Source organism: Mesorhizobium dulcispinae (assembly GCF_033977345.1).
GTDB classification, from domain to species: Bacteria; Pseudomonadota; Alphaproteobacteria; order Rhizobiales; family Rhizobiaceae; genus Mesorhizobium; species Mesorhizobium dulcispinae.
Genome location: NZ_JAVIIY010000002.1, coordinates 443,123 through 461,454, shown reverse-complemented (window position 1 = coordinate 461,454; position 18,332 = coordinate 443,123). Strand labels below are relative to the sequence as shown.

The window sequence follows — 18,332 nt, the reverse complement described above, 5'->3', positions numbered from 1 at the left end:
AAGGGGGGAAATCATGAAGTTCAGAACAATTTCTGCGCTCGCATTTTGCGGGGCGATGTTTGTGGGATGTCAGACACCGCCACCATCAACTTATTCTCCTCAACCAACCGTTCAGCCAACCGTCAAGCAGACGGTCAAAAGACAACTCACCGCCGAAGAAGTCGCGGTGATTCAGAAAGGTGTTCGAGAGAGATTGAAGGATCCCGATAGTGCCAGGTTTGGTGCTATGGCCGCGGCGCAGGAAGGTGATGATCATTCGTGGGTTTGTGGCACAGTCAACGCGAAGAATAGCTTTGGCGGCTATACGGGTGATGAGCCGTTTATGGGCATGCTGACGCACCTAAAGGCTGGCGACAAGGTTCTCCGAGTCTTTGCGGTGAGCGGAATCGGTGGGACCGATTCCGAAACCTACGCAGTCATGGCAACGTGCAAGCAATACGGCGTACTATGATGCCCACACATCCCGCCAAACTACTCGTGCTTAAGACCGCTGGCGTTCTGTTGATTAGCGCAGGACCCGCCTTGGCTACGTCCCCGAGTTTTGATTGCCACGGGGCAACTAAAGCGGATGAAAAGGCCATTTGCGGCAACGAGCAACTTGCCAAAAACGACCAGCTAACTACGAACGCTTTCAACCAAGCCAAGGCCAAGAACCGGAAGGCCGCATTAGCTGCGGCACGTTCCTTCCTCAAAACTAGAGCGGCCTGCGGTGCCGACATTGACTGCATCGCCAATGCACAGACGCAGGCCGTTCTTGATTTTGGCGTGCTTGGCGCTCAACTGCCGAAACCCGAGCCCGAGCCCGCGAAGACGGATTCCACCTTGTCAGAAATCCGCGCCAACTGCGCGGCGGAATGGCAAGGCGATTACAGCATGCAAGAGTACTGCATCAACCAACAGGTCGAAGCATTGCAAGCGATGAAGCCGGTGGCAGACTCAGCGACTCCCGTTGAGCGTGAAATTCTAGGCAAGTGCGCTAACGAATGGCGAAAACCCGCTGGGTACGACTATCGCATGGTCAAATACTGCTACGAGAAACAAATCGAGGCTTACAAACGGCTGAACTGATCGCGCTACCCAAACGCCGCCAGCGCCGTCTCCCAAGCCGGATCGTCGTACAGGCTTCCACTCTCGGCCGAGCCGCCTGCAGCCGCACGATTCACGGCCATTGCCGCGGCGATTGCGCCATCAATAGATAGATGCCGCTTGCCCTTGTGCAGCCTCACCTTGTGGCCGTGGCTGTTCGTCTCGACCTCCACGTTGGAGAAGCAGAAACGCAGGATTTCGTGCCCGCTATGTCGGAACCGCCTGGCAACGATCGCGCGCTCCAATTCGTGAATCGCAGGCATCATCGACAAGCTACCCTGCCGATGTTCCACGGCCGGATAGCCGTCTTCCAAGAGGTTGTTGAGAGTGTTGCGGGCCAATGCCGGGTCGAACGCAATTTCCCGCACGTCGAACTGGTCGCATAGTTCGCGAATCTTCCCCTCGACCGCCCGGAAGTCGACCACGTTGCCAGGCGTGGCCGTTATCAGTCCCTCGTCTGCCCAGCGCACATAAGGCGCCCCGGAAGCTTCCTGCCGCTGACGAAGATTTTCCTTCGGGCAAAAAAACCATGGCACAACCACATAGCCGTCGCCAACGCGGAATGCCGCGACGATTACCGTCAAATCGCCGGATGACGAAAGATCGCAGCCCAGCCAACAAGGCTCGCCCTCAAGTTCGGTAAGGTCGACCGGCTCCGCGCCTTCGTCATAAACGGCCATGTCAACGAATGGAGCGGCGCTATGGTCCAGCCAGAAATTGCAATGATACTGCTTGAAAGCTTCCCGTTCGGCGGGCCGATTTTCGGCCTCCCGCGCCATTGCTCGTAGGCCCTTCAGGTCGGGATACCCGAGCGACAAGCCGGGATTAACAAAATGCCACATGGCCTCGTCGCGCCAGTCGGCATCCGGCGACGGTTCAAACAGGATTGGCAGAAACGACGGATCGTCAATCTCGCCCTTCGCGACACGACGCGCATAATCATAAGTGTCGAACGCCAGGTTTTCCTGCCCGCGTCCGGCCGTCGTCGTGATGATGTGAAGCGACTCCTGCGTCTTGGCCAAGCTGGTCCGCAATGCTTCCCAGAGGTCGCGCTTAGACCAGGCGTGGATTTCATCACTCAAAAGAAAATTCACGCTGCGGCCATGCTGGGTCGCGCCATCCGAAGAAATTGCCTCGTATGTGGCGCCCTTGCGCGGATGCTGGATTTTGTATGTTCCGGGCCGAAGTTTCAGCCGTGACGCAATGCTTGAATCCGCCTGGACGATGCCGAAAGCTTCGTCATAGGCAATCCGCGCCTGCTTCATGTCGGCGGCTGCCGACACGGCTTGGCCGTGCGGCACGCGCTCGGGGCCGAACGTATGAAGGCAGGCCAAGCCCGCGCCTAGAGCAGTTTTCCGGGCGCCGCGGGGAATGAGCGCGAACACAGTCCGCACCTGCCGTTGGCCGTCTGAATCGCGCGGCCCGTAAATACGGCGCACAATCCGCTCCTGCCAAGGATCAAGCTGGAAGGCCCTATCCGGCAGGCGCGATTTCGGGTGCTTCAACATCCGCAGGAAATCAACCGCCCGCTGGCCGTAGCCAAACGGGTCGGCGATTTCACTGCCGTCAAAGATCCACGTTGGAAATGTCCCGCCATGCGAAGCGGTATTGTCGTTCGCCGGCCGTTGCAGGCGCTTTACGTCAGCTTTTGCGCTGCGGTCAGAGGTCCATTGCGCTGCCGGCACTGTCATCTCCATCATCGGACGAGCCGACACGGCTGCGACTTGCCGGCGTAAGCCCAAGCTCAGCAGCCCAGCGGCGGGCTTCGGCCGTGGCCTCGCGCAGCGTGGCGAAGGCGGGGTGGCGCTTCAGTTCGCCTAATCGGTTCTCGACATAGGCGCCGTCCGCTGCGATGGCGGCCCGCGCAATGCGAATATCGCCGGAAGCCTCACAGAAGCGCTCGACGGCGCCGATATCAGCTTGGGATAGGACGCGCCTTTCCACGAGCACAGGCATAACGCGTTTCCACTCGGCCTTGCCCTCGGCGCTCATTTCCGTAGGCGGTTTCGGAACCTTGCGGACGGCATCGGCAACCGGCTTCGGGTCGGCCTTCCGGCCTCTGGTGTGATGGCTCACAGCCCAGCCCTCGCCATCGTTTCCGAAACCGGGTCAACGCCAAGCATCCGGTGTAGGCCGGCAGCGTCGTCCGCTTCCGGCTCGCGGGCCACCGACATGCTTTCTTTTATGGTGAATGTCGCAGGAAAAAGGCGGTGCTCGATCTCGCCCGACTTGGCTTTCGCGATGGCAGCTTCGCGTTCCTTGGCATGTTGAAGGTCAGCCGCGGGTGGATTCTTGCCGCCCATGCGGCGGTACATTTCACGCATCCGTTTCGCGGCCAATTGGGCGAACGGAGAGTCCGAATTCCAGACGACCGATCGAACGCCAGACTTGTCGCGTCCCATCGGCGCAAGGGCCGTGTAGCCGCGTTCTGCTGACCATGCCAGCGTCACACCGCAGAAGTTCATTTCCAGTTCTTCTACTTCGATTTCAGCGTGGGCCAGCACAAAGAAACCATTGCGGCCGTCATCCTCATCGAAGAACCGCAGTCCCTTAACTTTCAAGGTCATGTCGCAACTCCAGATTCGACAAGTAATTCAATCCAGTCGCCGCGCTCTGACCGGATGATTGAACGGATATTGTAGGTTTCACTGGTACGATCGTTGATCACCCGCCAGTCAGTTGAAACGGCTGCGGATGGGCCACCGTTGCGGATGGTGATGACGATCGGCTGGGTGCCGGTTAAACGGGCGGCAATGACTTCCTCGCTACCCTTCAAGAATTGGATGCGTGCCGGGACCGTTGCCACGTCAAAAAAATCAGAAATTTCATTACCGTGTCCATCGTCGATGGTCATGAAATCCTGCAGTGTTACCGATTCACGCAACTGGCCAGGACGGGCGGTCATCCGAAGCTCCACTCACGATGGTTGATCAGGATTTCCATGGCATCGAGCGGGACTTCCGCTATCTGGCCGGGGACTATATCTTCCCGAGTCTCCCACCAAGTGCTGGCGATCTGGAGCGTCGCCTGCCGCACCTCGTCAGGAATTGCCGCAGGCGGGTCTGTCGGCGCCGGCAGGAAGCTCGAAACGTAGGCGTTTGCGGCGTCGACCTTCAGTTGAATGGCGGAATCCTCGTCGGTCGCCACGATGCGGGCGTGCTCCTTGAATTCGGCTAGTGTTATCAATTCCATTGACGTTTCCTTTTCATTGTCCAATTTTAGTGAACGGCCCAATTTGGGTTTTTCGCGCGCGATGGGGGCACGCCGGTCTCGGCGGCCTTGGCCAAAGTCCGACCCTTCGCCCGGGCCCTAACGAGCGTCAGCGGGCTTGCGTGGCCGACTGTGGCGCCTCGCTTGCGAGCCTGCGCAAGGCGTCGATCAGTTCGCTTTTGTCTTCGTGATAGCGATGCGGATCGCGGTGTGATGGCGTGAGGCGTGCCAGGCGATCGGCGATATCGTGAAGGCGTTCGGCAATTGTTGGTTTCATCTCGTGCTTCCCAGTGGTCAGAAGCACACGCTGCGCCCGAGACGGTTGGCGCCACCAATCGGAGCGGTGACCGTCATGCGGTTGGCCTTCGTGGATAGTAAGTCTCTGGCTTGCGAACTGCGCCAGAGCTATACGGATAGAGCAAGCCGTCAGTGCCTTCGATGATGGTAATGAACTGGCCATCAGACCATCTGTCGACATAGGTGACACCAACGACAGTGCAAGGTAGCCACTCTACTTTGCCATTGTCATAGACGCATTTGTATTCAGCTTCGAATTGCTCGATCGGGATTACATTCTCTGACATTCTGTCTCATGCTTTCTCTCCTCTATTGACCGGTTTGCCAAATCCGCCTTCGTGGCGGATGGCCTTTCGGGTGTTGCAGGTTGAATTGTACGGCTGCCAATTGGTGCGGTCCCAGAACAACGTCATGTTGCCTTTCGGCGCGACCTTGTGGTCGACCATGTTCGCCGGTCTGCCGCAGCCACAGGCGCATAGCGGGCTTCCCAGCGAAGCCAGGAACGCCTTCGACTCGCGGCTCCATTTGGACGTATAGCCGCGAGCGCGGGCCGATGGACGGGCAGCGTCGCTTGCCGCCTTGCGCGCCGAAGCGCACACGCACATCTGACCAGCCGGCACGACTCGACCGCACGCGCACAGGCGCGGGCCTTTCAATGGCATGGTGATCTCCTGTGTGAAAAAGCGGGCGGATAGCGTCCTGCATATCCGCCCGCAGTTCTGCGCGGGGTCACTACTCCCACTTGCCGTGATCGATGCGGTAAGGTTGGCGGGCCGCAGCGATCTTTCCACGGCGCGGGCCAGCACCGTTCAAACACCCGCCGTGAATTTTAGGCGGAAGGCTTCGACGCCGCGTTGCCCTTGATAACGACGGCGCCCGCCGCAATAGACGTGCCGCTGTTGAGCGTAAGAACCGTGCGCACATAACGGCGGTTGCCGGTGTAGCCGACCTTGACGACACTGGCCGCGGCAAGAGCGGCAGGGAACGTGCCAACAAGGTCTGCGGCGGCAACGTCGGTGTATCCGCTGCCCGACGCGTCCGACTCCTGCAGCTTCGGTGTGAAGTTGCCGGCGCCGACAATCGCACCCGTGTTGATGATGACGGCAGCGCTGTTGTAGCCGAGAAGGTCGATAGCGGCGGAGGTGTTGGTGGCAGTGAGAACGGCGGGCGCCACGGCCTGCACGGCGGCAATGTTATTCGCGAGATCGCGCATTAGACAATCCTAAAATTATGAGAATGGATGAGGAACGGGCGGCCCGCGAAGGACCGCCCAACGCCGTTTGATTAGGAAGCCGCGACCTTGATTTTGCGGAACTTCGCCGGCTGGATCACGCCACCGCCTACACGACGGGTTGCATGAATGCGGGTGATGCCGTTGGTCGCCTGGACGTAGGGGTTGACCAAGATCGACAGCGCGAGACGGTCGACGATGCGATAACCGCTGAAGTCGCCGAACAGCACCGGATAGTTACCAGCGCCAACATCGTCCATGTCGACGGCCTCGACAACGGGGCGGCCAAGCAGGGTTTCCGGCTGGCCGAGCGCAAGGGCCGGCTGCCAGATATAGGCCCCGGTGACGCTGTCTTTCATCTTTCTGACAGCGGCCAAGCTGGTGCCGTTCATCAGCCAGGTGCCAGCGTTGCGATAAGCGGCAGGGATGGCGTACATGGCATTAATGAGGCCATCGGCCGTCAGCGTCGAAGCGCCACCCGAGACGGTTTCCCCGATATCGGGGTTGGTCATCAAGCCCTCGGGATCGAGAACGCCAGTACCGTTCACGAAGGCAGCGCCTTCCTTCTGGCCGAAGTCCTCAGCAAGCGCGAGGCGCACTTCGGCCTCAGCCTGGCCGGCAGAATCCGCAAGCAGCGCATTCGAGATATCGACGTAGGTGTTAACCTCGCGAATAACGACTTCATGCTGGCCAAAGGTCGGCTCGGAGGCAGTCTGAGCCTGCGTCTCGCCGCGCCAGGAAGCATTCGTAACGGTATTGCGCTTCGGGTATAGGACCGACGCATTGCCCGTGGTGCGGACACTGGCAATCGCGCGAATCGGCGAGAACTCGACCAGATTGCGGATGAACTCCGCGCTCATTTCGGCCGGCGCCAAATAGCCGCCCTGCGGATCGCTGGAAACCGTCAGCGTCTTCAGTTCCGGCGCACGATCGGCCATCCGCAGATAGTCCGCAAACGCCTTCGTTTCGGCGGACGGCTCGTCATCCTTCTTGGTCTGGATATTCGGCCGGGCAAGCTTGGCCTCGATGCCGTCCAGGCGTTCTGTGATCTTGTCGACGCCAGCCGTCTTCTTGTTCACGTCGGCAGTCAGAGCGTCGAGCGCGGTCTTGACCTCAATGATGGGATCGACGTCATCAGCAGCGTTTTTGGTTTCGAGAATGGGGAAATTGGTGGAATGGAAAGTCATGGATTAGCCTTTCAGCGTCGTGCGGGCGGAGTTGATCGCCGCAACGAGTTCGGAAAATGAAGTGGTGTTTTTGACCGCGGTGACGGTCGATTGAGCGTTGCTTGGGAAAGTGACGACTGAGATTTCCCAGAGGTCGAGTTCTTCCAGAATGCGAGCGCCCTTGGTCTTATCCAGACGATCCCGTATGGTTCGGAAGCCGATGGACAGGCCGTCCAGAGCGCCTGCTTTGAGCAGGGCGTGAGTTTCACGTCCCTTGGCAGTATCGAGGATTAGCCGACCGGTTGCCTTCAGCCCTCGGGCGTCTTCGGATAGCGATTCCCAAACGCCGATGGGCTCGCTCTGGTCGTGGCCGCGAAGCATCTTCACCTTGTTGGCCGGGCGAGACGCCAAGCTCTTGGTGAAAGCGCCTGCGGCGACGATTTCCTTGTGGCTGTCCAGAACGTCGAACGTTGAGGCATAGCCAGAAAAAAGGCCGTCTTCGCTGACGGCCTTGGTGTCGATCTCAAGAATGAGACCATGCTTGGTGGCTACGCTCACGCGGCGGCCTCCTTTGGTTTGGGTTTGTTGTCATTGGCGGCTGGTGATGCTGGCGTCGTGTATGGGCTGGCCAGGGTGTTTCCATCCGGCAGAGCGGGCATGTTTTCGCGCCGCCTGACGTCGTTCGCCGTGAAGGCGCCCATGCTGCGGAATTTGCCGTAAGCTTCCGCGCGCGTTGCCGTGTCTGCCCGGAGCAAGTCGTCCACAATGAACTCGATTGAGAGCCGGCCGCGTTCCTCTTTGTTCAGGAGGCAGCGCCGATAGGCGTCCGTCCAAGCCTTCAGCCACGGCAGCAGGCAAAGCTGCAGGAACTGAAGCGCCTGCTGCTCGGTGTTGCTGTACGTGCCGCGTTCAAGCGCCTGAAGCATCGTCACAGGGACGCGCGTGAGCCTGGCTACCTCGGCAATGGAAAATGCGCGCTGTTCGGCGTGCTGGCTTTCAACCGACGTGAACGCCACAGGGGCGTACTTGCCGGAATTGTCGAGAATGGCCACGCCGCCTGAATTGTCGCCGCCGTGCGTTGCCTTCCACGAAGCACCTATGCGTGTTGCGGCTTCCGCAGTCAGCTTGCCATCGAACGACAGAACGCCACCGGGGCGGCTGTTGTTCTTCATCAGGCGAGCGCTGGTCTGTTCCAGCAGAATGGAGAGGCCGATCGCCTCACGGCCCGCATGGAGCAAGCCAACGCCGCGCTTCCCGTCCAGCGATGGTGCCTGGATATGGAGAATACGATCCGGGCCATAATAGGTCTGCCCGACCTTGTAACGAGGTTCCCCGCTATCGAGCCATTCGACGGTGATGGCGTGCCGCGGCAGATGCGTGATTTCGGCCAGCTTGTCGCCAATCTTATTGACGAAGCCAAAGCCGTCTCCATGCAGCACCGCGTCGACTGTGACCAGCTCGCGAACCTTGCCGGCTGACTGCCAGTCGTTCGCGTCGTCATGCACGAGTGGGTAAGCCGGATGTGTTGGTGCCGGTTCCTTGCCGGCTGCGCCGGCTTCGTACACCTTGGCGGGCAGCGTGCCGATCGAGGTGACAATCAGGCTTACGGCCGCGTTGACAGCAGGAACGCGCATCGCGGCATCTGCCGTCACGGTCACGCCGGTTGACGATGACATAAACCAACTAACGAGCGTGGCCCAAGAGTCCGACGTGGGATCGGTGAGTTCGGATTTGGTTTCAACGGCGGTGGTGGATCTTCGAAAAGGCCACACTAGGCGCCTCCATATAGCTTCGCGCACGCGGCGCGGATTTCCGCGACGATCTTGCCGATCGGGATGAGTTGGATGGAATGGTGGACCGCGCGCGGGATATCGGCCGGACTGATGATTTCGCCGGTCCTGGCGGATATCGCGCCGTTGCGCACAATCAGGATTGCGTTCTCGGCTGGCGGCTCCTGAAGATGCTCGAACGCGCAAGCGACCGCGGTCAGGATCACCACGCCGCCGCGTTCAAGCTCACGCGACACGGCCAAGGTGGCGATGTCCTGCGGGCTGAAGTAACGCCGGCTGCCGCGCTTCGCGCTGAATAGCGTTTCCGGGCCGCGGAAAATCCACAAGTCAAGCGTGCCGCGGCGCATGCCGGATATCTGCGCTGCCTCTTCTGTCGAGAAGCAGCGCATACGCCAGGTTTCAGGCATTGCTGCCTCCTTTGATTTGTAAGAATTTAAATTGGGCAAAAGAAAAGGCAGCCGAAGCCGCCTTGAAATCACAGGAAGGGGAACACTATTCCCTCACTATATACGCGCCATGCGCGCTAGATTTGGCACCTATGCTGCGACTTTTCTTTCGGAATTATCGTTAGCAGCCACAAGAGCGCGACCAGCCTGCAACAACGCCTTGCCGCCCGCACGATCTCTCGAGCCGCCGCGGTAGCCAAGGCGCGCACCGATCGATGCCAGCGTGCCGCGGGCTGCAACCTCGTCCAGAACGTCCTCAGTCCTGGCGTCGAGCCTCGCCGGTTCCTCGACCTTGCCGATGACGCCAGCCGATGCCGTTTGGCTTCTGCCGGATATGCCGGCAATGAGGCGCAGGCCCTTCCAAGGCAGGCCGGGCTCATAGTATGTGACGGGCGGTAGTACCGGCGTATTGGCATAAGCCGCATCTAGTTCTTTCTTGGCCGCCGCGCATGCAACTGTGGGGTCGAGCATTGGAGGTAGCGCTGGCTCGCCGGACATCGGCCGCTGATACGGCTGCGCGTCCATGGGTGGCGCTACGGCGCAAGGCAGATCGAGGTAGGCCTGTGCGGCTTCCTTCGTCCTGTGTGGCCGTTTGCCTCCGCGGGGCTTGGTGGCGCGGTAGTATGGCCGCTGCACCGCGCCATGCGCGTCGGTGTAGCTGACCAGCAAGCCGCCGTCAGCACTACGCCGTGCGCCAGGCCGCGTGTAGAACGTCAAACCGCCTAGCGTAAGGACGTGCGGGTCTGTGCCGTGGGGTAGCAGGCAGAATAGATAAGCCCACGGCTCGCCAACCCACCGCACCTTTCCACGCCGCTTGCCGCGTCTGCCACACCATGGCCACGCAACACCTCCAGCCGAACGCAGCATCTCATGCAGGTCCGGCTTTATCTCGTGCAGCATCTCCGGGTGGACTTCATCTGGCCCGTCCTGGGCTGGCTCGCTCATGGTGGCGCCGGTTATTGGCGCTTCGGGCACAATGTGCGTTTCCATGTCGTCGGCATTGCGGTCCCGCGGATCAAGATATCCGGGCTCGACTTCTGCCCCGAAGGTGCATGTCGTGTCTCGAATGCGCTGAAGCACGGCAAGCGCTGCATCAGGGTCTTTCTTGGCCAGCCAGCGAACGGCCGGAAGATTGTAGGTCATCAGATATGGTTCCCGTGTGGTCGCCGCTCTCTGGCGGCTGATGGTGGGGCGAAGTGTCACCAAGCGGCCCTTGCGCGCGAGAGTCATAAAAGTAGATTTCGCATAGAAAGAGAAATCCCCTTTTACTCTGTGAATCGCGTACGCAAGGGACAGTTGGTGACAGCTAAACTTATGCCGCTCGCAATTCGTCGTTGCTAGCTATAATTTCGCGGATAGTGGAACGACGTTCGGCTTCTTCTTCGGCTCGCTCGTCGAATAACTCATAAACCCTTGAGTCTACGTGCCATTCCTTGCTGTCGCGGCGGATTGTCGGCACGGGGTCCAGCCACCCAAACGCGTCAAGCTGATGCAGGACAGCTTCCGCCTCGTCGTTGTCCATGCCACGCATAATCCTGTCGCCACGTCGCACGGCGCGGATGGTGACACTCGCCGGCCTATGCGCCAGTATCCAGCCGGCGACGGCAAGAACTTTGTCTTGCCTGTCCGACAGTCCGATCACGTCAGTGTAGAAGGCGACGGCATGCGGATAGAGATATCGGAACAGGAAATCTCGCACGCGAGCCGCAACATCTTCGTTGATGATGCTGGCCGGGCGTTCACCGCTAGATTCGATGCAGTGCCACACAAGGCAAAGCCGCGCGAACAATCCATCGTATTTGCCTATGTGCGCGGCAAGCTTGACGTTTACGCTTTCCCAGCTTGCCGCGAGTTCGAAGTTGCGGCGAGCTACATCCCCCCATATGCGCTGGGCCGCGCCGGAAAAGCGAACCGGCACGTCCTGCATGCCACCGCGAAGCGGTTTGCGCAGTTGGTGACACTTCGAGACCAAGGCTTCATAGACTTTTGCTACATCCGGTTGTGGCACGTCCTTGCCGAGCTTGGCTGGCCGCAGCACTATTGGAAACAAGCGCTGGAGAAGGCCGTCGTCATGCGTATCGCGCGCAATCGATCGGATTAACTCAGGCTGGATACCGCCGAGCAGGCAAACTGACAGGTTCGGAATGAACGACGAGCCACGTCCAACTCGATTGACCGTGTAGCTCCCGCCATTGAACGACTGGAGCCAAAAAGCGCGGTCCTTCTGCGCACCGCGTCCGCCGCCGCCGTACTTGTCCATCGCTCCGAACCATCCCGATAATTCGTCCTGTATGAGCAGAAGCCCTTCCGGGCTGTCTCTCAAAACATCTTGCGCGGCTTCGGTCGTGGTGTCCTCGAGCCTTAGACGCTCGTGGCGCGGCTTATCAGCAGTCTTGCGGTCCTTCGGGTCGAGTGCATCGTAGCGCTCTTTTGCCTCGACGAAGGATTGATACATTCCGCGGTCAATCGCCTTAAGCGGACGTGCCGCCGCCGCTATCAGTGGCGACTTCTTTGTCGACGGCAAGCCGATAGCTGCCGTCCAGATGCGCGCCGATTCCACCCATGACGGATCGTGTTCCTTTGGCTGTATTTTAATGCTGTCTGGTACTACAGCGGCGCACACCGTCAGCGCGGCCATGGCAAGCCCACCGGGGTCAACGCCCATGGTGTCGGCCATGATGTCGGCGAAATCCGATATCTGGCCTGGCAAGAGATCAGGCGGCAGTGCGGGACTGGCCCGATTAGCCCATAGATCGACCGGACCATTCTGGTTCGCCGCCTGCCCACGAGGATCCGGCAATCCGAAATCCATGCGCACGAACTTCGCTAGTTCGCGCCAGGAATATCCATCAGCCTTCGTCTGAGCGACGACATTCCCCGCCGCCGCGATATAGAGGTCGCATAACTGACCGGCGACCACGCAGCCCTTCAGGTACGGGTAATCGATCTCGCCGCCGTAGCGGTCGCAGAGTTGTTCAAGGAATGCCTGGCTTTTTTCACGGCGTGTATCAGGCGCGCTCATGGGCAACCGCCTCCACGATGATGTCGGCGACTGCCGGCGGAATGGTGACGATCGTCTCGCCTCCCTTTGTCGGCCCGTAAACGCGCAGGCCGCTGCGCGTTTCGACGAGCCGAAGGTCTCGAACAAAAATGCCGTTATCAAATCGCACGTCAAAAAACGCGCGTACGTTATTGCCCGGCCGTGCAGGCCGGTGATTTACGATCTCCAAAAGGAAACCTCCCTTGATGTTGTGGAATTCCGCCCGCGGCACTGCGGCAATGGGTTGCGACCGGACGGTGGCCGCGGGCGGGTCAAATCCGGAAAATTTTCCGGAATTAAGAGAAGCTTTTCGCCTCTTCGATAACGGCCTCAATGGCCTCGATGCACAGTTGAATGTCGGCGAGCACGGCCGCAGTGGTGTGTTCGTCGTCCTGCACCAACTGGTCGACGTGGCCGCGGCGACGTGCCTTGAACCGTGCCAAAAGCTCTTCGTAATCTTCCGTCATGTCTCCTCCCCAAGATACCCCTCAACATCTTCAATCGAGGCGCTAAACGCCGATGGCCACGCACCCAAAACGGCGCCGTTCGTTTGGCCGTCGACCAGCATGTAGCCGCCAGTCGTCCGTGATTTCTGCAGTCGCATACCCTGGCGGCTAGCTTCGCGGCGCAACCTGTTTTCGACGGTCTTGGTCATGCAGCGACGCTCATCGCACGTGCGTTGTCGTTGCTGGCGCGACGGTTGGCGGCAAGCCATTTGTCGAGGTCGTCAGTTGAATAGATGACGGCGCCAATGGAGCCGAGTTGGATATAGGCCGGCCCGCCGCCATAGCATCGAAATTTGTCGAGAGTAGATTTGGAAAGGCCGCAGTAAGTCGCGGCATCGCGTACCCGTAAGTTTGCCATCGAGTTGCCTCCGTTTCGTTGTGTGGCAACCCGTAAGTAAGCGTTTTCGCCTCACACTAAACGGGGGTCATTCTTGTGACAGCTTCCGCGCGGCCAATTTCGCCGCACGTTCGGCCTTCCATTCGAAAGGCGCGCGGCGCATAGAGTCCGGCGCCTGCGCTCTGCGCGACAGGACGTTGTTGAGTGTTCCTGCGGCCTTTCCCGTGCTGCGGGCGACCTTGCGCGCCGCCTCTTTCTGGTTGGCGCCCTTTCGCATTTCGGCGCGCATCAGCGACCGCAGCACGAATGTTTGCCAGCCTACCGGGCGGCCGCCGATTCCGCTTCGCCCATTGCGGTCAACCGGCGTCTCGATCTGAAAAGCCGGTTCGTGTTTCAGTGCGAGTTCCAATGCTAACTGTCGCCAACCATCTGCCGTTGGCTCCAGCCCATTGTGCGACGCGAGCAGCGCCTGCAGCCGCTCCGCCATTTCGGCGGCCAGTTCATCGTCGCTGGTGCCTTCGTCAACGGCCATAGGCCCGCGACCTAGGACGTCAACCCAATGCGGCAAGCTTTCGTCGTTGGCCATCACCTGCCTCCTATCGCCGCCGCGATCTGTCCTGCGATCGCGTTGGCGGCGGCACGCGTCGGGTTGACGTCGACGTGGGCATAGCGCTGCGTCGTGGCGGTGTCGGCATGGCCAAGCAGCTTGCCGATGGTCAGGAGTGACATGCCGTCACCGGCGCCCACGCTGGCGAAAGTGTGCCTCAAATCGTGGATGTGAACGTCGCCGATCCCAGCCCGTCCGGCAATTGCTGCCCAAGGTTTCTTCAAATCGGCGCGGGGCTTCTCATCTTCGGTCGCCGCCGACTGGCCAGCGATGACGTACACGCCCACGCGCGGCAGGCTATCAATCTCGGCCTGTGCCGCAGCCGAAAGCACCACAGTCTTTTTGCCCGTCTTGCTATCTGGGAGCAAAAGCAGCCCGCGTTTCTCGTCGTATTCGTCCCAGCGGACATGCAGGATTTCCCGCAAGCGGCAACCAGTCAGCATCAACAGGCGGATAGCGCCTGTAACGTGCGGGCCGTACACGGTGCGGTTTTTCTCCTTTGGCGCGTGTTTGGATTTCGACGCCTTGTGCGGAATGCCGCTCGTCTCAGCCTCGCGTAGTGCATCACCGAGCCGCGCCATTTCGTCAGCGGTCAAGTAGCGCTCGCGCGCTTCCTCGCGGTTGCGCTCGATTGCCGATGCCGGATTCATGCCTTCCGGCACGTAGCCTCGTTTCGAGCCCCACACAAAAGCCGCAGACAGCAACGCCATTGCACGGTTGGCGCTATATTTCGCCTTCTTCGACATCTTGTCGTGCGCGCGTTGGACATCGACGCGTAGCACGGCAACCGCCTTCGTGGATCCAAGGTGCGGCTCTATCTGGGTCTTCAGCGTGGTCCTGTAGAATGCGCGGCTGGATTCCTTCATTGCCTTGCCGGCGATATAGGCTTCAACAAGCTCTTTCACCGTTCCACTGGCGCGCTCATCGGATCGGCTCTTTGCAAGATCTTTGCCCAAGGCCGCATTGGCTATCGCCTTGCGTGCCGCTTCACGCGCTTCGTTGGCTTTTAAGGTACCGACACGGCCGAGCTTCAGCCGACGCTTGCTACCGCCCGCCACCGGCCGGAACTCAGCGAACCATGTGCCGGTGCCCTTCGTCGTGCGATAAAACCCAAACCCCGCCAGGTCATCGTCAAAGTAGAATTTTGTCTTGTTCGGCGTCGCCGCCTTCATGACGGCTGAAACCGTGTCCGCCGTGATGCTGATCGTCGCCATGGCTAGAGGTCTTTCCCTTGCGTCGCGGCGAGAGCGGCTCGCTCCGCCTTGCGCGCCTTGGCCCTCGCAGCCTTCTCGGCATGCGCAGCCGCGATCGCGGCTTTGCGCGCCGCACGCTCCGCCCTGCTCGCCGCGATATCCTCCTTGCGCGTAGCCCTCTCTATCTTGCGCGCTGTCTTGGCCGATATGACATTTGATTTGCGGCCACCGTGCGAGATTCCGAGGCTTGCCGCTTTATTTATTCCGCCCGCCCTAGTCACGTCCGTCCTTCCTTTTATAGCCAAATTATAGCCAGTATTTAGGAGGTAGTGACAAAATAGTCAAGCGGGCCTATGTTGCAAAACGTTGCATTTATGCTGGTTTTGGCCATCCAATGCAACGCTTGGAATGGCTATATAAGGTATATTTTAAAACTGGGGGTCAAGGGGTCGTCGGTTCGAATCCGGCCACTCCGACCATTTTTAACCTAAGCCTTGTCCCCTGAAGTCCTGCCTTGCCGGTAAAGCCGCTCTTGCCGGAACAGGAACAGCCCGCGTCAGCCGCAATTCCTTCTGATGCCGGTACTCCAGCGCGATCGCGCCCCAGATCAGCCCGAGCAGCAGATAGAGATGGCGCCAGTGGTCGATGTCGATGAAAGTGCCGAGCCCGATATTGCCGAGATAGGCGACATAGGCGCAAAGCAGATAGGGCTGCCAGGGCCGGTCGCGCAGCAGGATGCGGAAGCCGGCGCAAATCGTCCATAGCGTCAGCGTCAGGAACGAGACGAAGCCCAGCCAGCCATAGTCCATCAGCGCCTTCAGCCAGATGTCGTGCGTGTCCTCGCCATAGATCGTGCCGAAGACCAGCGGTCCGATGCCGAACGGGTGCTCCAGCGCCATCTGGAACCCGATCGTGTAGCGGGCGAAGCGGCCGAGGCGCGCAGTGTCGTAGCTTTGCTCGAGCTGCGCGCGCTGCGTGAACATGTCCGACACGCCGGGCAGCTGCAGGATGACGAGGATGGCGATGACGAGCAGCGCGACAGCGGCGATCGTCAGCACCACGACCCTCAGCCGAAACATGCCGCTGGCGCTTTGCAGGAAGAGGCAGCCGGTGAGCAGCACCGCCGACACCGCGAACATGCCCCAGGCGCCGCGCGAGAAGGAAAAGAAGATGCCGGCTGCAATGATCAGCAGCGGCACCGCCAGCAGCGGCATGCGCGACACCGGACCGGTCAAGAGCAGATAGAGCAGATAGGTGCCGGGTAGCACCAGGTACGGACCGAACACGTTCGGGTCCTGGAAGGCGCCGGCGGCGCGGTCGTATTTGGTGAACATCTCGGCGCCCGGGAAGGCGTGGAAATAGCCGGCGATGCCGAGCAGCGACGTCGCGACCGCCGACACCACATAGGCGATGAAGATCAGCCGGTTGAGGCTGGGCTGTGTCGACGTCACCGAGGCGAAGAAGACCGCGCTGAAGGCGAGGAACAGCGAAACCGCGAGATAGAGCGGCGTGTTGGCGAGCTCCGCCATCTGCGTCATCGCGATCATGCCGCCGATGTTCATCGCCACCAGGAGCACCAGCAGCGGCACGATCGCGCGCGATATTCTCAGGCCGAACAGCGCCCAGACGGCGATCAGCCCGGCCATGTAGATCTCGTAAGGCGCGGGCTCGCTGATGACGAAGCCGGAGAGAAGAATGCCGACGACGATCGCGGCCGACGAAACCAGCGCGATCAGCTTGGCGTTGACCGCTGACGCCGGCAACTTGTTGACCGCGGCCGCCGGCAGGTCATGTGCGACGGCGCTCAATAGGCGTTTTCCGTGTTGAGCAGGCGGACCGGCGTCAGGAACAGGATGCGCAGGTCGAACAGCATCGACCAGTTCTCGATGTAATAGAGATCGTACTCGGTGCGCATGCGGATCTTTTCATTGGTGTCCATCTCGCCGCGCCAGCCGTTGATCTGTGCCCAGCCGGTTACGCCGGGCTTCACCTTGTGACGCGCGAAATAACCGTCGACCACCTCGTTGTAGAGCAGGTTGTGCGACTGGGCGGCGATCGCATGCGGACGCGGCCCGACCAGCGACAGCGAGCCGAGCAGCGAGTTGAAGAACTGCGGCAGCTCGTCGATCGAGGTCTTGCGGATGAAGCGGCCGACGCGGGTGACGCGCGGATCGTTCTTGGTCACAGTCTGCTTGGCGGTCGGGTCCGACCTGTCGGCATACATCGAGCGGAACTTGTAGACCTCGATGATCTCGTTGTTGAAGCCGTGCCGCTTCTGCTTGAACAGCACCGGACCCTTGCTGTCGAGCTTGATGGCGATCGCGGTGGCCAGCATCACCGGCGAGAAGAGGATGATGCCGACAAGCGAGAAGATGATGTCGAAGCTGCGCTTGGCGACCGAGTCCCAGTCGTTGATCGGCTTGTCGAAGATGTCGAGCATCGGCACCGAGCCGATGTAGGAATACGCGCGTGGCCGGAACTGCAGCGCATTCGAATGCGCTGACAGCCGGATGTCGACCGGTAGCACCCAGAGCTTCTTCAGGAGCTGCAGCACGCGCGATTCGGCGGTCAGCGGGAGCGACACGATCAGCATGTCGATGCGGGCGATGCGGGCGAATTCGATCAGCTCGGAGATGGTGCCGAGCTTCGGATAGCCGGCGACGATGGGCGGCGAGCGCTTGTCGCCGCGGTCGTCGAAGATGCCGCAGATGCGGATGTCGTTGTAGGGCTGCTTCTCGACCGAACGGATCAGCATTTCGGCCGACTTGCCGCCGCCGACGATGACGGCGCGGCGCTCCATGCGCCCGTCGCGCGCCCAGCGCCTGATCAAACTGGACATCACGAGCCTCAGGACGAAGACCAGCACGAAACCGACCACGAACCAGGTGCCGAACAGCAGGCGCGAATAGTCCTCGGAGGCCTTCATGGCGAAGGCGGTGAGCGCCATCAGCGCGAAGGTGCCGGCCCAGACGAGCAGCACGCGGCCGAAATTGGCGACAGGGCGCATCAGCGCCGCAATCTGGTAGCTGTCGGTGACGTCGAGCAGCACGACCGCCAGGAACGAGGCTGCCGCGATCGACAGCGGATACTGCCAGGCGAGGTAGTTGAAGAAGCCGACATAGTAGAAATAGAGGCCGAGCCCCGAAAGGAACAGCACCGCGAATTCGACCATGCGCAGCACGCCGCTGACCATGATCGGCGACATCGTATCGCGCCGGTACTGCGAAGCGACCTGGCGCGCGACGTCATTGATGCCGCTGGGCACTTGACCTTCGGCCGGGCCGTCGAATTTGCGCACCGCATCCATGGAAAAGCGGTGCGCGGGGTCGATCTCATTCATGGGATTGTCCGCGAACTTCGCGCGAGTGAATAGCAAAAGAGAGCTAAGAAAGCCTTGAAACAACCGATGGTTTTGAATGCGTG

24 protein-coding genes are annotated in these 18,332 nt (G+C 60.4%); 2 read left to right on the top strand and 22 right to left on the bottom strand.

Annotated elements, in window-relative coordinates; genetic code table 11:
• Window positions 1-13 precede the first annotated feature (13 nt).
• Both RFN30_RS07030 and RFN30_RS07025 read left to right on the top strand, forming a co-directional pair.
• Complete coding sequence (locus tag RFN30_RS07030; protein ID WP_320261380.1) at window positions 14-451, top strand: hypothetical protein; 438 nt, start codon at window positions 14-16, stop codon at window positions 449-451.
• Between the two features lie 71 nt (window positions 452-522).
• Window positions 523-1,068, top strand: coding sequence for a lysozyme inhibitor LprI family protein (locus RFN30_RS07025; RefSeq protein WP_320261379.1), 546 nt, complete (start codon window positions 523-525; stop codon window positions 1,066-1,068).
• Between the two features lie 5 nt (window positions 1,069-1,073).
• Here RFN30_RS07025 and RFN30_RS07020 read toward each other — a convergent pair whose 3' ends face one another.
• The 22 genes from RFN30_RS07020 to RFN30_RS06915 form a co-directional block, all read right to left on the bottom strand.
• Complete coding sequence (locus RFN30_RS07020; RefSeq protein ID WP_320261378.1) at window positions 1,074-2,786, bottom strand: terminase large subunit; 1,713 nt, start codon at window positions 2,784-2,786, stop codon at window positions 1,074-1,076.
• A complete protein-coding gene (locus tag RFN30_RS07015; RefSeq protein WP_320261377.1) occupies window positions 2,746-3,042 on the bottom strand; it encodes a phage terminase small subunit P27 family in 297 nt (98 codons plus the stop codon). Before RFN30_RS07015 ends, RFN30_RS07020 begins: the two co-directional genes overlap by 41 nt.
• Window positions 3,043-3,158: 116 nt before the next feature.
• Window positions 3,159-3,653 carry a CHAT domain-containing protein gene (locus tag RFN30_RS07010; RefSeq protein ID WP_320261376.1) on the bottom strand — a complete coding sequence of 165 codons (495 nt, stop codon included), beginning with the start codon at window positions 3,651-3,653 and terminating at the stop codon, window positions 3,159-3,161.
• Window positions 3,650-3,991 carry a phage head closure protein gene (locus RFN30_RS07005; RefSeq protein WP_320261375.1) on the bottom strand — a complete coding sequence of 114 codons (342 nt, stop codon included), beginning with the start codon at window positions 3,989-3,991 and terminating at the stop codon, window positions 3,650-3,652. Before RFN30_RS07005 ends, RFN30_RS07010 begins: the two co-directional genes overlap by 4 nt.
• Window positions 3,988-4,278 (bottom strand): head-tail connector protein, encoded by a 291-nt coding sequence (locus RFN30_RS07000; protein ID WP_320261374.1) that lies wholly within the window; start codon window positions 4,276-4,278, stop codon window positions 3,988-3,990. The genes RFN30_RS07005 and RFN30_RS07000 overlap by 4 nt, the downstream gene beginning before the upstream one ends.
• 127 nt (window positions 4,279-4,405) lie before the next feature.
• Complete coding sequence (locus RFN30_RS06995) at window positions 4,406-4,600, bottom strand: hypothetical protein (protein WP_320261373.1); 195 nt, start codon at window positions 4,598-4,600, stop codon at window positions 4,406-4,408.
• Between the two features lie 286 nt (window positions 4,601-4,886).
• Window positions 4,887-5,255 (bottom strand): HNH endonuclease, encoded by a 369-nt coding sequence (locus RFN30_RS06990; protein ID WP_320261372.1) that lies wholly within the window; start codon window positions 5,253-5,255, stop codon window positions 4,887-4,889.
• A gap of 167 nt (window positions 5,256-5,422) precedes the next feature.
• Window positions 5,423-5,806, bottom strand: a complete 384-nt coding sequence (locus tag RFN30_RS06985) for a hypothetical protein (RefSeq protein WP_320261371.1) — start codon at window positions 5,804-5,806, stop codon at window positions 5,423-5,425.
• Between the two features lie 71 nt (window positions 5,807-5,877).
• A complete protein-coding gene (locus RFN30_RS06980) occupies window positions 5,878-7,011 on the bottom strand; it encodes a phage major capsid protein (protein ID WP_320261370.1) in 1,134 nt (377 codons plus the stop codon).
• A 3-nt stretch (window positions 7,012-7,014) separates the two neighbouring features.
• Entirely contained in the window at window positions 7,015-7,548 is a 534-nt protein-coding gene (locus tag RFN30_RS06975; protein ID WP_320261369.1) for an HK97 family phage prohead protease, read from the bottom strand.
• A complete protein-coding gene (locus RFN30_RS06970) occupies window positions 7,545-8,642 on the bottom strand; it encodes a phage portal protein (protein ID WP_320261368.1) in 1,098 nt (365 codons plus the stop codon). The genes RFN30_RS06975 and RFN30_RS06970 overlap by 4 nt, the downstream gene beginning before the upstream one ends.
• A 119-nt stretch (window positions 8,643-8,761) precedes the next feature.
• Window positions 8,762-9,187, bottom strand: a complete 426-nt coding sequence (locus RFN30_RS06965; RefSeq protein WP_320261367.1) for a MerR family transcriptional regulator — start codon at window positions 9,185-9,187, stop codon at window positions 8,762-8,764.
• 129 nt (window positions 9,188-9,316) lie between these two features.
• Complete coding sequence (locus RFN30_RS06960; protein ID WP_320261366.1) at window positions 9,317-10,369, bottom strand: hypothetical protein; 1,053 nt, start codon at window positions 10,367-10,369, stop codon at window positions 9,317-9,319.
• Between the two features lie 169 nt (window positions 10,370-10,538).
• The gene (locus tag RFN30_RS06955; protein ID WP_320261365.1) at window positions 10,539-12,248 is read right to left on the bottom strand and encodes a DUF3987 domain-containing protein; all 1,710 of its coding nucleotides are present in this window, start codon (window positions 12,246-12,248) and stop codon (window positions 10,539-10,541) included.
• Window positions 12,235-12,456: a hypothetical protein gene (locus RFN30_RS06950; protein ID WP_320261364.1), complete on the bottom strand. Its 222-nt coding sequence runs from the start codon at window positions 12,454-12,456 to the stop codon at window positions 12,235-12,237. Before RFN30_RS06950 ends, RFN30_RS06955 begins: the two co-directional genes overlap by 14 nt.
• 106 nt (window positions 12,457-12,562) lie before the next feature.
• Complete coding sequence (locus RFN30_RS06945; RefSeq protein WP_320261363.1) at window positions 12,563-12,733, bottom strand: hypothetical protein; 171 nt, start codon at window positions 12,731-12,733, stop codon at window positions 12,563-12,565.
• Complete coding sequence (locus RFN30_RS06940; protein WP_320261362.1) at window positions 12,730-12,921, bottom strand: hypothetical protein; 192 nt, start codon at window positions 12,919-12,921, stop codon at window positions 12,730-12,732. The genes RFN30_RS06945 and RFN30_RS06940 overlap by 4 nt, the downstream gene beginning before the upstream one ends.
• Window positions 12,918-13,130, bottom strand: a complete 213-nt coding sequence (locus RFN30_RS06935; RefSeq protein ID WP_320261361.1) for a helix-turn-helix transcriptional regulator — start codon at window positions 13,128-13,130, stop codon at window positions 12,918-12,920. Before RFN30_RS06935 ends, RFN30_RS06940 begins: the two co-directional genes overlap by 4 nt.
• Window positions 13,131-13,197: 67 nt before the next feature.
• Entirely contained in the window at window positions 13,198-13,695 is a 498-nt protein-coding gene (locus tag RFN30_RS06930; protein WP_320261360.1) for a hypothetical protein, read from the bottom strand.
• Window positions 13,695-14,930, bottom strand: a complete 1,236-nt coding sequence (locus RFN30_RS06925; protein WP_320261359.1) for a site-specific integrase — start codon at window positions 14,928-14,930, stop codon at window positions 13,695-13,697. The genes RFN30_RS06930 and RFN30_RS06925 overlap by 1 nt, the downstream gene beginning before the upstream one ends.
• Before the next feature lie 461 nt (window positions 14,931-15,391).
• Complete coding sequence (locus RFN30_RS06920) at window positions 15,392-16,717, bottom strand: O-antigen ligase family protein (protein ID WP_320261358.1); 1,326 nt, start codon at window positions 16,715-16,717, stop codon at window positions 15,392-15,394.
• On the bottom strand, window positions 16,714-18,249 hold the full coding sequence (locus RFN30_RS06915) for an undecaprenyl-phosphate glucose phosphotransferase (RefSeq protein WP_320261357.1): 1,536 nt from the start codon (window positions 18,247-18,249) through the stop codon (window positions 16,714-16,716). The genes RFN30_RS06920 and RFN30_RS06915 overlap by 4 nt, the downstream gene beginning before the upstream one ends.
• Window positions 18,250-18,332: the final 83 nt, after the last annotated feature.